8 protein-coding genes are annotated in these 14,457 nt (G+C 61.6%); 3 read left to right on the top strand and 5 right to left on the bottom strand.

Going from position 1 to position 14,457, the window contains the following annotated elements; genetic code table 11:
* Nucleotides 1-12 precede the first annotated feature (12 nt).
* On the bottom strand, nt 13-4,983 hold the full coding sequence (locus ABDB81_RS07170; protein WP_346810499.1) for an ATP-binding protein: 4,971 nt from the start codon (nt 4,981-4,983) through the stop codon (nt 13-15).
* A 149-nt stretch (nt 4,984-5,132) separates the two neighbouring features.
* Here ABDB81_RS07170 and ABDB81_RS07175 point away from each other — a divergent pair, with 149 nt between their 5' ends.
* Both ABDB81_RS07175 and ABDB81_RS07180 read left to right on the top strand, forming a co-directional pair.
* On the top strand, nt 5,133-6,038 hold the full coding sequence (locus tag ABDB81_RS07175) for an AraC family transcriptional regulator (protein WP_160473682.1): 906 nt from the start codon (nt 5,133-5,135) through the stop codon (nt 6,036-6,038).
* A gap of 134 nt (nt 6,039-6,172) precedes the next feature.
* Complete coding sequence (locus ABDB81_RS07180) at nt 6,173-7,177, top strand: LysR family transcriptional regulator (RefSeq protein WP_137927088.1); 1,005 nt, start codon at nt 6,173-6,175, stop codon at nt 7,175-7,177.
* A 101-nt stretch (nt 7,178-7,278) separates the two neighbouring features.
* On the opposite strand, the gene ABDB81_RS07185 is transcribed toward ABDB81_RS07180, so the two are convergent.
* From ABDB81_RS07185 to ABDB81_RS07200, 4 genes are all read right to left on the bottom strand, one after another.
* Complete coding sequence (locus tag ABDB81_RS07185; protein WP_137927089.1) at nt 7,279-8,016, bottom strand: DUF4198 domain-containing protein; 738 nt, start codon at nt 8,014-8,016, stop codon at nt 7,279-7,281.
* Nucleotides 8,017-8,038: 22 nt separating this feature from the next.
* Nucleotides 8,039-10,465, bottom strand: a complete 2,427-nt coding sequence (locus ABDB81_RS07190; RefSeq protein WP_346810500.1) for a TonB-dependent receptor — start codon at nt 10,463-10,465, stop codon at nt 8,039-8,041.
* A gap of 105 nt (nt 10,466-10,570) precedes the next feature.
* Nucleotides 10,571-11,635 (bottom strand): FecR domain-containing protein, encoded by a 1,065-nt coding sequence (locus ABDB81_RS07195; protein ID WP_346810501.1) that lies wholly within the window; start codon nt 11,633-11,635, stop codon nt 10,571-10,573.
* 6 nt (nt 11,636-11,641) lie between these two features.
* Complete coding sequence (locus ABDB81_RS07200; protein WP_137927097.1) at nt 11,642-12,172, bottom strand: sigma-70 family RNA polymerase sigma factor; 531 nt, start codon at nt 12,170-12,172, stop codon at nt 11,642-11,644.
* A gap of 922 nt (nt 12,173-13,094) precedes the next feature.
* Between ABDB81_RS07200 and oxlT the strand changes: the two genes are divergently transcribed.
* A complete protein-coding gene (gene oxlT, locus ABDB81_RS07205; RefSeq protein WP_137927092.1) occupies nt 13,095-14,414 on the top strand; it encodes an oxalate/formate MFS antiporter in 1,320 nt (439 codons plus the stop codon).
* Nucleotides 14,415-14,457 lie beyond the last annotated feature (43 nt).

Genomic DNA, 14,457 nt, shown 5'->3' on the forward strand with positions numbered 1-14,457 from the left:
TGTGGACGATGGTCAGCGGGCAGTGTCCGCCGGAGGACGGCTGGGGATGGAAAAGCAGAATACGGCGCCGGTGGACGTGTCATTGCACACCTCGATTTCGCCGCCGTGGGCTTCCACGATCGATTTGCAGATGGATAGCCCCATGCCCATGCCGTAGCCCTTGGTGGTGGCAAGCGAGTCGAAAAGCTGCCCCGCGATGTCCGCGGCGATACCGGGTCCGGTATCGCTGACCGACACCCAGACCATGCCGTGCTCGTCGATTTGTGTCTGGACCGAAATGGATTTTTCGCGGACCTCCACGTCGTTCATTGCTTCGAGCGCATTGGTGACAAGGTTCATGATCACCTGTTGCAGCAGCACGCGATCACCGAACACGATCTCGACGTCCGGCGCAAAGCTTGTGGAGATCCCCACGTTTCCGGCGGCGATGCGTTCCTCCAGCACGCTGAATACTTCGAGAATCGCTTCGTGGATGTCCACGGGCAGTACTTTGGGGCGAGACTCCCGCACCATGGCCCGCAGGCTTTCCATGATCTGTCTCGCCCGCTCGCCGCTGGCCGAGATTTTCTCGATGGCTGCCACGGCTTCCTTGATGTTCGGCGTATCCCGATTCAGCCACCGCACGGCGGCACGGGCGCTTGTACCCAGCGCGGTGATGGGCTGGCCGATCTCATGCACGATGAATCCCGCGAATTCCCCCAGTTCGGTCAGCCGCGCCGCACGGGCCAGCTTTCCCTGTGTTTCGCGGACGCGGCGTTCGGCGTCCGCGCGGCGTTGGTGTTCGGCTTCCACGCTCTCATAGAGCTTGGCGTTTTCCAGCGACACGGCCGCCTGCGACGCCAGCACCTCCAGCGTTCTCACCCGTGTGGGATTGAACACCCCGGCGATCAGCGCATTCTCCAGGTACAGCAATCCGGTGAGCGCGCCTTGCTTCACCAGCGGCACGCACATGATGGACCGCGAACGGTGGGCGCGGATGTAGGAGTCGAGCCCGTGCTGGGGATCGTCGCGTGCATCCTCGATGACGACGGACTGCTTGCTGCGCAGCGTCAGGTAGGCAATGGATGTGGAAACCAGCTCCGGCGAAATGGGTTTCCGATCCAGGTTGATGTCCAGTTGCCCCTGTACCAGCCGTGCGTGCGCGGCGCCATGCAGCGCGCCATCCTCCAGCAGGCAGAGCACGGCGCGCTCCGCTCCCGCATATTGCAGGGCATTCTGGAGGATGACCGTCATGACCTGCTGCAGTGATATTTCGCCGGACAAGGCACGGACTGCCCGCAGTACCACTTCGGTTTCAAAGCCTTGCTCGTTCCACGACAGGGGATCTTCGAGTGCGGAAAACTCAGCCTGTTTTGCCATCCGCAACGCAGGGAATGCGGTCTCCAGATGCCGCACCTTGGCATCGGCACCCCAGTTCGCATAGGCGGTCCTGGCCTGCTCCAGATAGCCGCGCTGCGCGGATCGCAATCCGCACCGGCCAGCAAACTGCGCGGCCAGTTCCGTGGCGACGCCCAGCACATGCATGTCACAGGCACGCTCGGCCAGGGAGATGGCCGTTTCGTAGAGCGGGAGGCACTGCGCGTCGTCGCCCGTCAGCGATGCATATTCCGCGCAGAGCAATCGTTCGCGGGACAGGAAATTTTCGGGGTTCGCCTGCGCCCAGCGCTGCATCTGGAGAATCCGGTCTGCGGCGTGACGAGTGTGGGTGTCGCGCGCTTCGTCCGTTGCGGATTTGGCCAGCGCGATACGCAGCAGCCCACTGTAGAAGACGAAATCGGCATTCTCCAGAAACGCGGTAGACGCCCACTCGGTATCGATGGCCCGTGCCTCGGCCTGCAACCCTTCGCGCATGTTTCCCCACAGGAATGCGGCCTGCAGGCGGTAGGTCCAGAACGCGAACGCTGCAATGTCGCGGTCGAAGTTGCCGCTGATGCAGTCAGCGAGCAATTCGACGTAATCCACGGCGCCGAGGTTGGGGTCGCGTAGCCCGATATCGAGCGGCACGCCCCTGAGTTCACGGATGAGCCACGCCTGCGCCATGAACGCATCGACGACCAGCGCGAACTCGGCGTCCCGCGCCAGCCTGAGCCCGTCCTCGGCAATGCGTTGCGCGTCGGACAGTGGCCCGCCGGTAAAAATCAGGTTGGTGACAATATGCCGGCGTGAATACACCGCGAACGTCGCGTCGCCCTGACGGTCGGTCAGTACCGTCGCTTCCTCAAGGTGCCGCCGTGCCTCGGATGCCGGCCCTGTCCACGGCAGACTGAGCGCGCCGTAGCACATCTGCACGCGGCCCGCGTACAACCTGAGCCCGCGCTCGTGCGGCAGCCGCATCGCGAGTTCGCTGAAGACGGCGGTGGTTGCATAGTCTCCGTATCGTGCGCCCGCAATAAAGCTCAGACAGACGTATGCATAGCACGAGGCATCGCAATGCCCATATTCGAGACCGAAATTGATCATCCGCAGCATGAGCACTTCCACCAGATCGGGGCTGGTGAACTGCACGGCCGGAATCAGGTCCGTCATGACATCCATCGCGTTGCGGATGCGCGTGTCAACCATCAGATCCAGCTGGATGAGTTCGTCGACGCTACGGTTGCCGTAGAGCGTCAGCAGCCGTCGATACTCCAGTTCGATGTCCCGGATGGGGTTATCCCTGGGGATTTCGATACCGGTTTCTTCCGCGAGGTAGCGGAAGCCGATTTCCACGCCTTTGTCCGGTTGATCCAGTGCGACGTACATGGCCAGGCGCAGCCGGATCCATTCCGCGCGGTCCCGGGCATCGAGGCGGTGCGCCGGCATGGCGGCCAGTCGTTCCGAAGCCGCCGCGATTCGCATCGAGGCGAATTCACACTCCCCGATTCTCAATTCGATCAGCGAGAGCAGGTCTGCGTTTTCCCCGCCATGCCTGTCGGCACCGTTTCGCAACAGCTTCCCGGCGTTGACGAGATACGATATCGCCGACTCGTAAGCCGTGGCATCCCTGGCCTTGATGGCGGCCTCCAGCATGATGAGAGCAAACTGACGCCGGCGATTTTCCTCGCCAGGATGTTTTAGTGTCTCTTCACAGTAAAGCAGCCCCTTGTCCAGATGGTTGGCCACGACGAAGACGCTGACCTTGAGCGCGTCTCGTGGCCCATCGTTCCACAGGTTGCAGCCCACTTCCAGATGCTTTTCGTGCTGTTCGGATTCACTCAGCGTCTGATAAACCGCTTCCCTGAACCGGTCGTGCGCGAAGGCATATTGCTCGTCTTTCCATTCCACCAGTTGCTCTGCAACGGCTACCCGCAGTGAACGCTCCACGAGGTCTGCGGGCTGCTGCATGGCCGCCGCCAGCATCCCGATCGAAGATGGCTCTGCCAGGACCGCCAGATACTGCAACGCCAGGCGCGCGTCGTCGGACAGTAGTGCCAATCGCGTTGACAGGAGTTCCACCACGCTGGAGGTGTTCGAGCGTGCCTCGATTTCCGGCAGCGAGGCGGCCCATTCTCCATCGGCCTCGTTGAACACCATGAGGTTGTCGTCGATCAGCGACCGGACAAACTGAATGGTGTGAAGCGGATTGCCGCCCGCACCGCGAAACACCGCGCGCTCCACCACATCGATATTGCCGACCTGATACGCAAGCACAGCGCGGAGCAGTCCGCCCACTTCTGTTTCGGAAAGCGGGCCAATCGACATGCGTTGCACCCGGTTGGCCAGGATAAGCGGACGCACGTGAACGCCCTGGTTTTCGGATTGGCCGTCGCGCATGGCGGCAACGAACAGCACTCGCGCGCAGAGCGGATGCCGCATGACATGGGCAACCACCTCCAGCGTCGCTTCGTCCACCCAATGCAAGTCGTCCAGACATAGCATGAGCCGCCGGTCTTGCGCGGTGAATGCACTCAAGAGTCGGGCAACGGCTTCAAGGAACCGCCGCCTTTCGGCATGCGCCGAGACCGCCGGTGTATGCGTGTGTTCGCCCAGCAGCAAGCTGAACTCCGGGAAAATCGTCGTGATCATCGACGACTCCTCGGCAAGCGCTTCCAGAAGGATTGTCTGCAAGCCGTCGAACCGCTCCGGAGAATATCCGAGTACCGTTCTCAGCAAGGCATACAGGGCGCGGGAGAGGCTGGCATAGGGGGTGGCACCATCGCCCTGTTCGCATTTGCCTTGGGCGAACTCGCAGGATTCCGGATCGATGCCCAGTCGGAAATGATCGATCAACGCAGTTTTGCCAATACCCGCCGGACCTTCGACCAGCCACAACCTGTGTGCGTCGTCTTCGCCCTGCATTGCGCGACGAAGGCTGGCCAGTTCCACATGACGGCCAATCAGTCTGTTGGTGCGAAATGATGCCAGCGCGGATCGTGGTGCCTGCCGCAGATTCGATGATTGCGGAGCACTGGCGAATTGCCATGCCAGCAGATCGTCAACAACATCGGCCGCCCGTTGGTAACGCTCATCGGGCTCCTTTGCAAGCAGACGGCTGAGAATGCCGACCAGATGCCCACCGACATCGCGTCCGAGATTGGCGATGACGGCTTCATCGGGCGGGCGGGCGATATGGGCATGGATCTGTTCCGAGGTGGAGAGTCCGGGGAACAACACGTGGCCGGTCAGCATGTGAAAAAACACGCAGCCCAGGGAATACAGGTCGGAGCGTGCATCGAATGCGCGATTGACCCGGCCGGTGGCTTCCGGCGCCATGTAATGCAGGAATTCCCGGTCGATCTCCCATTCCGTTCCGCTGGAAAAATCCGAGAGCGCGACGTTGGGATGCTGTCCCCGGAATCCTTTCAGCCGTGCGCTGGGATCGTCGCGGTAGATCAGAATATTCGAAGGCGTCAGCCCGCCATGGATGAGGCCAGCGTCGTGTACCAGTGCCAATGCCCGTGCCACGCGTAGCGCGTTGGGCACGAAAATTTCGGGTGGCATGCCGCCGTCGATGAGCGCCATCAGCGCTTCACTGCCACCGGACAGGTCTTTTGTTTCATCCATGGAATTCTTCGGCGCGCTTATTCGAAACGAATGCCCGCGATTATTGCGGATAATCCGGAAAACACCTAGAAATGTGCTTCCGAAGGAACGCCGTCGGAAGCCACGGGGTAATCAGGTTAAACTTCCGGAGCCCTCCCGATACGCGTCCGATGCACAATCCATCCCCGTTCCAGTTCCGCGAAAAATATAACGAAGCGACGCTCGTACTGTCATCGGCGGAGCGCGCCTGGTCCGGACTCCTGGCCGAAGTCCGCGACCATAGCGGGGGCATCATCACACGCAATGCCGGATTGCCGATCAACGAACTGGTGATCGATCCGCACGGCAGTACATCGGCGGTGGTAACGCGCACCGGCTACGGCATCGTGGATCGTACGCTCGCCAAGCGAGGCACGGTGTGGCTTTGCCCGGAAGGCGTGCAGGAAGACGAGGTGTCGATTTCTACGTTGCTGCCCGGCATGCTCCATCTGTACCTCGATCCCGCCTTGTTTACGGCGGAAGCCCTGGGGGACAGCGTTGCCGGCGGCGAAGCCAATACGTTCTATTTCGATCGGGGATTCGAAGACCCGCTGATCGCGCAGATCGGACTGGTCATCCTGGCCGAACTGCGCGAGGCAACACCCGGCGGCGACTTGTTGATCGAAAGCCTGGCGGGCAGTCTGGCCGTGCGGATGCTGCACCGGCGCGCGAATGTCGCCGCATTGCGCATGCGGGGACTGGAGATGGGCGTCGATCTGGCGCAACACCGCATGCGGCGTGTCGTGGACTATATCCGGGCAAATCTGGAAGGCGATATTCGACTGGAGGATCTGGCGGGTATTGCCTGCCTGAGCCGTTTCCATTTTGTCCGTGCTTTCAAGGCGGCTACGGGTAAATCGCCTTACCGGTATGTCACCGATCTTCGCATCGAACGCGCCAAGGCGCTGCTGCGGCTGGGCCAGTTATCGCTGCTGGAAATTGCGGTGGAGCTGAATTTCTCCTCGCAGGCCACGTTCACGCGCGCCTTCCGCAAGGCAACGGGCTACACGCCCGGCCAATATCCCGGCCGGGAGTAGCGTGAGCGTTCGGCTGCCACATCGACAGCAAGATCGGCATACGGATGCGCAAGGATGGCACATCCCGCCCATTTCCATCGTGGAAGAATGTCACGCGCAGAGCGTACTGGCGCGTGGAGAAGAAAACGATGGGTATGGCAACGGAATCCTCGCTGATATTGGCGCATAGCAATAGCAGGGTGCCTTTGCGTCGCGCCGACGCACTGTCCGCGAGCTTTGGCGCGAGCTACACCGGCATCATGGCGTTCATGGCCGTGGCGACGGAAGGTAGTTTTGCCAAGGCAGGCGAACGACTCGGCATCAGCCGCTCGGCCATCAGCCGCAACGTGCAGAAGCTGGAAACCCAACTGTGTACCCGGCTGCTGATTCGCACCACGCGCAACACGCATCTGACCCACGAGGGACGCCGCTTCTTCGATAACTGCCATCAAGGCATTGCACAAATGGCGGAGGCGATGAACGAAATGCTGGAACTGCGCCAGGGGCCGCCCACCGGCCTGATCAAGATCGGGACACCGGCATGTTTTGGGCGAAAGGTATTGGCACCGTTGCTGGAAAAGTTCTCGCACGAATATCCCGATATCTCCATTCATCTGGTGCTGGACGACGGACCCATGGACCACTCGGTGGACGATATCGATGTGGGCTTCCGCAGCGGACGCATCGAGGATTCCAGCATCATCGCCAGACGGCTCGGGCCGATGCGCAGGGCAGTCTGCGCGGCACCATCCTACGTAGACAGGCATGGTTTGCCACGGACGCTGGAGGAACTGGCCCGGCATCAGTGCATCAGCCATCGCGTGAACAATGGCCGTCCCGCCGAATGGGAATTCCAGATCGATGGCCGCATCCGCAAACATGCACCGAAATCCCGATTCACCGTCAACAACTCGGATATGGTGCTGCACACGGTGCTGCAGGGATGGGGCGTTGCCCAACTCGCCGATTTCCAGATTGCCGACCATCTTGCGGCCAACGAACTGGTGGTGACGCTGGCTGACGGACTACCCAACGACCTCGGTCATTACATCTGCTACCAGAGCCGCCGCCATCTTCCAGTTCGCACGCGGGTCTTCGTCGACTTCATGGTCGCGGAGTTTCCGCGATTCTCGTTTGGTGGGGTGGGGCTGGATGCTTGAGAGAACGAAGCAATAAAAAAGGCCGCTCAATAACGAGCGGCCCCAGTTCTACCAATTCCCTACTATGCCCGACGACGCATCCGCGCCGTCGTCCGTCCCGATTACTTGTTCGGCGTAGCGGCCGGACCTGCCGGCAGGGCTTCGATGCCATCGCGCTTTACGTACGTGGCCGAGGTCACGTAGCTGACGGTCGTGAATGTCTCCACACCGTTGGCACCCTGGCGTTCGCCGGGCGTGGCGTCGGTGTGGCCGACTTCCGCTACGTAGACGCCTTTCCACGGCATGTCGAAGGTGACCAGGCCCTGTTCGTCGGCGTGCGCTTCCTTGGCCCAGCCGGATTGCGTCACCAGTGCCACCTTGGCCTTGTGCAGCGGCTTGCCCTGGTAGAACACCTTGAACTGGCCGGGCTGGCCGGCGGGCACGATGTCGAGCGCCAGTTTCGGCTGTTGCGGCGCGAAGTCCGAGATCCAGCGCGCGGCGGGGTAGTAGCGGCTGGTGACGTCCTGGTCGCCGCGCTTGAAGGTGCGCAGCGGGTAGCGAGCGTCTTCGGCCAACAGTACATCGCGTTGACCGGCCGTGAACGGCAGCGTGAAGCCCGTGGGGGTCTTCACGCCATTGCCCGTCTTCTCGCCACTGGAGGCGATCAGCGTGGCCGTGGGCGCACCGAACTTGTCGAGCAGGCCCGGCGACACTTCGCGCAGGTTCTCGCCAAACTCGCCGAAGCGGAGCACGGCGCCCTGGCCGGCAGGCTGTTCGATCCAGACCTGGTGGGCTTGCGCAGCGGAGGCCAGGCAGAGCAGGGCGCCGGTGAGCGCGGCGAACTTGACGGAAGTTTTCATGACGGTCTCAGGTTGAGTGGAATCAGAAGTCGAACTGCGCGGACAGCAGCACCGTGCGCGGTGCCGCAACGGTAGCGTACGTTCCGCTCACGAGCCAGTAGTTCGAGTTGAAAAGATTCTCGATATTCGCACGGAATACGACCGATTTCCCCATAACCTTGGTGCGATAACGGGCACCGATGTCGTAGCGCGTCCAGCTCGGCATGCTCAGCGTGTTCGCGGCATTGAAGAACAGTGACGACGTATGGATGATCCGGCCGTTCAGGCTCAGGCCCGGCACCCACGGCATATCCCAGTCCGCGCCCAGGTTGAACGTATAGTCGGGCACGCCGTTGGCATCCTTGCCATCGTTCACGCCACCGGCCGTCTTCTTGAGCTTGGCGTCGTAGAACGTGGCGCTGGCCATCAGGCGCAGGCCGCGCACGGCTTCGCCATAAGCGGACAGTTCCACGCCGCGATTGCGCTGCTCGCCGTCGAAGCTGTAGTAGTTGTTCAGCGGATTCGTCACGGCGCTCGGGCGGTCGATCTGGAACACCGACACCGTGGTGGTCATCTTGCCCCAGTCGGCCTTGACGCCGGCCTCGTACTGGTTCGATTTGTACGGCGGGAACACTTGGCCGGCATTGGACGCCGTGACCGGCGCCACGCCGCCGCGCGACAGGCCCGACGTGAAGTTGCCGTACACCGACACGTTCTGCAACGGCTTGACGACGATGCCGGCAACCGGCGACACGGCGCTCTGGTCGTAGCTGGCCGTCTGCGCGCCCGTGGTGGTGCTGTAGTTGTCCAGCACCACGCGCTGGTGGCGGAAGCCGCCGGTCAGCAGCAGGCGATCGTCGAGCATCGACAGCGTATCGGTCAGGGTGAAGCTGGTCAGCGCCGTCTCCGATGCCTTGGTCGCGTCGATACGCGTGCCGACGACCGGCGGCAGTGGCACCGGATTGTAGATGCTGGACGTGATGGCGCCGGTGGATGACGGCACGTAGGCGTTGCCCAGTTCCTGATCCAGGCGCGCGAAGCTGGCCGTCACAAGGTGGCGAACACCGAACGTGTTGAATTTCGCACGGGCGCCCACGTCCACGGTCGACGTCTTGCTGTACGAGTCGTAGTACGAATTGGTCGCGTTGAACACGCCCTGCGCATTGGCCGGGCCAGACGGGAACGTCTGGTAGGCGGTGCCGTCGCGATAGCCGCCAGCGGCGTAGACCGTCAGGTTGTCCGAAATGTCGTACTCGAGGCGCGACATCACGGCGGTGTCATGCAGCCAGAGTTCGGTGCCGGGATAGAAGTTGCGGTGCGCGGAAGGTGCCTTGGGCAGCGAGGTCACGCTGGGCAGGAAGCCGATCTGCGAGCGGAAATTGTCGGTGCCTTCGTGCTGGGTGTACGTGTCCAGCGTCCAGCGCAGCTTCTTGCCGCGATAGTCGAGCGCCAGCGCGCCCACGCCCAGCTTCTGGCGGCCATCGTCGAGGGTGGTATCGCCGCCCTTGAACACGCCATTCACGCGCACGCCCCATTCCTTGTTCTCGCCAAAGCGGCGGCCTACGTCGGCCTGCACGCCGAACAGGGACTTGCTTTCGTAGGTGGTGGTCAGTCGCGTCAGTGGTTCGTCCTCGGCGCGCTTGGTGACCACGTTGATTGCGCCGCCGATGCTGCCGCTCGGGCCGATGCCGTACATCAGCGTGCCCGGTCCCTTGAGCACTTCCACGCGCTCCATGATCGCGGCGGGCATGCGGCTCGACGATGCCATGCCGTACAGGCCGTTGAGGCCCACGTCGCCACTGGCCACCGTATAGCCACGGATCTGGAAATCCTCGCCAAAGCCGCCGCGCGAGGTCAGCACCCGTACCGATGAATCGTTGATGACTACATCGGCCAGCGTCTTGGCCTGCGTGTTGTCGAGGAACTCGGCCGTGTAGTTGGTGGTGCTGAACGGCTGGTCCAGCACATTGGCCGAACCCAGCACACCCAGGCCGCCGCCGCGCGCCACCTGACCACCGGCGTAGGCGGGCGGCAGGCCGTCGGCTGCGGCAACGACGGTCACTGCCGGCAGCATGGTGCCGTCCGCAGACCCGCTGCTGACCGGGCCATTGATCAGATAGCTGCCATTCGATTGCTGGGATAACTCCAGGCCGGTGCCGGCCAGCAGCGTATCGAGTCCGCTGCGCGGCGTGTAGGTGCCGCTCAGGCCGGCGCTCTGCTTGCCGGTGGTGATTTCGGGCTTGAAGGACAGCATGATGCCGGCATCGCGGCCAAAGCGGCTCAGCGTGTCTTCGAGCGTACCGGCGGGAATGCTGTAGTTACGCGCTGCCTGGGCATGCGCGGCCAGCGGCATCGCCACCATTGGAGCGCCAACCATGGCGCCCAGCGCAATGCGGCCCACCAGGGAGGTCAGCAGTTTGCGACGAAAAACAGGAATTGACTCACGCTTGCGCGCCTGGACCGGACCCATGGACAGACCTTTTGAATGGAAGGGATAGAAGTGCTTACCCTCCATGACCCGCGAGATCTGAAAACGGATCAGCTTTCCCGGAATTATTTTTGCAGTATCGGATTGTCAGCTTCGGCGTCCCGGCATCAGGCGGATTTCGTCCTGGCCCCAGAGCCGGGTCACGGTTTCCTTCTGCAGGAAAAACGTGGAACTCAGCGTCTGCAATACCTTGTCGAGGTTGTCCAGCGGGAACGAGCCGGATACGCGTACGCCCGCAATGGACGGGTCGCACGACAGGTTCGCGCGGCTGTAGCGCCGCAGCTCGGCAATGAAATCGTCCAGTCGCATGCTGCGGGCCACGATGAACCCTTCGGCCCAGGCGATGCGCGCGGTATCGGCCGGCCCAGCCTGCTCCACGGCTTCGCGGTTGAAGACCGAGCACAGGCCGGCCTGCATGACATGCGGATGCGCGGTGTTATCGCGCGGGCGAATTTCCACGGCGCCCTGGAAGACGCAGACCTCGGTGTCGTTCTCGCGCTGGCGCACCGAGTAGCGTGTGCCGAGCGCGCGGGCCGTGCCCTGCGCGGTTTCGATGAGGAACGGGCGCGGCGTCGGGAGCGGGTCCTTGGCCGTGGTGACGAGGATTTCCCCGGACACGAGCCGTACGCGGCGTTCGACGTCAGTGAAAGCAAGATCGACCGCGGTATCGGTATTCAGCATCAACTGCGTACCGTCGGTCAGCATCACGGTGCGCCGCTCGCCTACGCCGGTGCGATAGTCGGCGGACCATTGGCGCCACGGCGTGTATTCGCGCGCCGCGGCCGTCAACCCCGTGGCGAAGGCCAGCGTGGCGAGTGTCTTCAATGCATGCCGGCGTGCCGTGCGACGCTGGGCTTCCGAACGCGGTGACGGCACGCTCGGCGCGGTCGGCCCGTGCGTCAGCGCACTGCGGGCGATATCCGCTGTGCCGGGCGATGCCAGGGGCTGCAGCCGGCTACGGACGGATTCGATACGCTGCCAGGCCCGCTCATGGTCAGGATGTTCGGCACGCCAGCGACGCCATGCGTCGGTGACGTGCGATGCGCCATCCGCATCCTGCAACGCCACCACCCATTCGACCGCACGCTCGGCCACGCTTGCGGGAATCGTGGCCGCATCGGCCGTGGCGCGATACCAGGAAGATGTAGGCATGGCGTGTCAGCCTACGAAGGACAGGTCGGCGAAGTAGCACTGCTGCAGTCCCTTGACCACATAGCGCTTGACCGTGGGAATCGAAATGCCAAGGGTCTCCGCTACCTGCGCGTGCGTTTGTCCGTCGAGTTGCGTCAGCAGGAAGGCCTCTCGCACGGCAGGCGCCAGACCGTCGAGCAACTGGTCCAGTTCGAACAGCGTTTCCAGCAGGATCGCGCGATCTTCCGGAGAGAGTTCGACTTGATAGGGCGCCTGCGCCAGTGCATCGAGGTAAGCCCGTTCGAGTTGCTCGCGCCGCCATTGATTCGACATCAGGTTCCTGGCCACGGTGGTCAGGTAGGCGCGCGGTTCGTCGAGCTGGGCTGGCACCCGCTCGCTATTGAGCAGGCGCACGAACGTGTCCTGTGCGAGATCCGCAGCTTGATCGGCGCTGCCCACGCGGCGGTGCAGCCAACCCTTGAGCCATGCGTGGTGGTCGCAATACAGGGATTCGATCGTGGAAGGCAAGGAAGGCAGCGTAGCGCCCGGCGTACTCATGGTCTGACCCGTCATCGGTTACTACATGCTGTCCCGTGAGCGGATGCCCGGCTAGCCTTGCAGTGACACGCAATACAAATGCGAATGGTTATTAATAACAGGGCAGGTGCCGACTGTCAATTTCTCGAAATCCGACTAAAGGCAGGACGTTGTAGCCGGAACACAGTTTTTCCTTCGTTTTCAATGTGATCCATTGCGCATTCCATGATGAGTATCGAATAGTTATCTTCCTTAATTCGTGGTTTTCCCGTATCTCCATTTTGATTCTGACAAACTTGTAATCAAATTAATCTAGAGAAAACCCTGAAGGGGGTTATTTTCGACAAAACTTCCGCTATAAATACGGCACGTGTTGCGAACTGGTGTCACGCTCCACGCCTCTGCCCGCTTGTGCTAGCCTGCGGGCTTTTTTTTGTCCTGGATTTGTGAATTCATAATCCATTATTTCAAAATGGAATCGAAGTGCTGTCATTGATTCATCTTCCGAATCAATCCTAATGGGGTGGATGGTGAAAACCCTGCTGTGCATTTATCTTGACTCTTCTGGTATATCACATACCTTATATCCATCCCGGCGCAGCATTACGCGAACATTACGGGACGTGACACGTTGAAGATTACAAATCTGTCATTCATTCAGCGGATTTAATAATAGGAGGATTTTCAGATGGATTCAGAATAAGACAAGTTCCCCCCGTTTGACGGCAGGTCCCATGCCTGCTTGTTCCTGGCCAGGTCGTCCGCATGCCATCATGGCTGCGGCGCATGGATATCACGTGAAGTCAGAATCCACAAAACATAATAAGAAAGACACAGGAGACACGAGAATGCTTGCGACCATTTTCAGGAGTGGATGCCGGTTACCAATGCGTCGACGCACACCCCACCAAAATCCCCATCAATCGAACAAAGGGAGCGTGCAATGACGTACGCATCGACGGGGGCTGCGAGCCCCAAGCCGCAAATTTCCGAGAGCACCCGCTGGAAACAGCTGCTGGTTGGCGTGATCTGCATGATCGCCACGGCGAATATCCAGTACGCGTGGACGCTCTTCGTACCGGAAATCCAGGACGAATTTGGATGGTCGCGAGCCAATATCCAGATTGCCTTTACCATTTTCGTGCTGGTGCAAACCTGGCTGGCGCCTATCGAGGGCTACTTCATCGATAAATTCGGGCCACGGCTGATGGTGGCGTTCGGCGCGTTGTTCATCGGTGCCGCCTGGGTCATCAATTCGCAGGCGACGACGCTGATGGGCTTCTACTTCGGCGCAGTTGTCGGCGGGCTGGGCGTAGGGTCGATTTATGCCACCTGTATCAACAATGCGATCAAGTGGTTCCCGGACCGGCGCGGCCTGGCAGTGGGCCTGACGGCTGGCGGCTACGGCGCGGGTTCGGCGGCCACCATCCTGCCGATCGCGGCGATGATCGAGTCGCAAGGCTTCCAGCACACGTTCCTGTTCTTCGGCCTGCTGCAAGGTTCGCTGGCATTCGTGGCAGCCTGGTTCCTGCGCGCACCGCAGAACGTGGAGGTCAAGCTGTCGACCAAGATCTATCAGTCGACGCGCGACTTCACGCTCAAGGAAGCGCTTTGCACCCGCCTGTTCTGGCTGATGCTGGTGATGTTCGTGCTGGTGGTGACCGGCGGCATGATGGCCGTGGCACAGCTGGGCGTGATCGCCAAGGACCTCGGCGTCAAGGACTTCAAGGTTGACCTGCACTTCTTCGTGATGGCTGCGCTGCCGCTGGCGCTGATGCTCGACCGCGTCATGAACGGCATCTCGCGACCGCTGTTCGGCTGGATCTCGGACCACATCGGCCGCGAGAAGACCATGGTGATCGCGTTCTCGCTGGAAGGGATCGGGATTATCGCGCTCGGCTACTTCGGCAGTAACCCCTACGCGTTCCTGCTGCTGTCCGGGCTGGTGTTCCTGGCATGGGGCGAGGTCTACTCGCTGTTCTCCGCACTGGCCGGCGATGCGTTTGGTACCAAGCACATCGGCAAGATCTACGGCGTGCTGTACACGGCAAAGGGGATTGGCGCGCTGTTCGTACCGATCGGCAACCTGATCATGGAAGCGACCGGCACGTGGTCCACGGTGCTCTACACGGTGGCCACCATGGACCTGATTGCGGCCTTCCTGGCATTCACGGTGCTCAGGCCAGTGTTTGCCGGACACGTGGCGGCGTCCAAACGGCAGTTCGTGGAAGAGCAGGGCGGGCGAACGCAGGTGCCGGCTTAACCTCGAATCCGCTTGAAGCAGGCTCCCCTCTCCCGCTACGCGG

This window comes from Cupriavidus sp. DL-D2 (genome assembly GCF_039710735.1).
Classification (GTDB): Bacteria; Pseudomonadota; Gammaproteobacteria; order Burkholderiales; family Burkholderiaceae; genus Cupriavidus.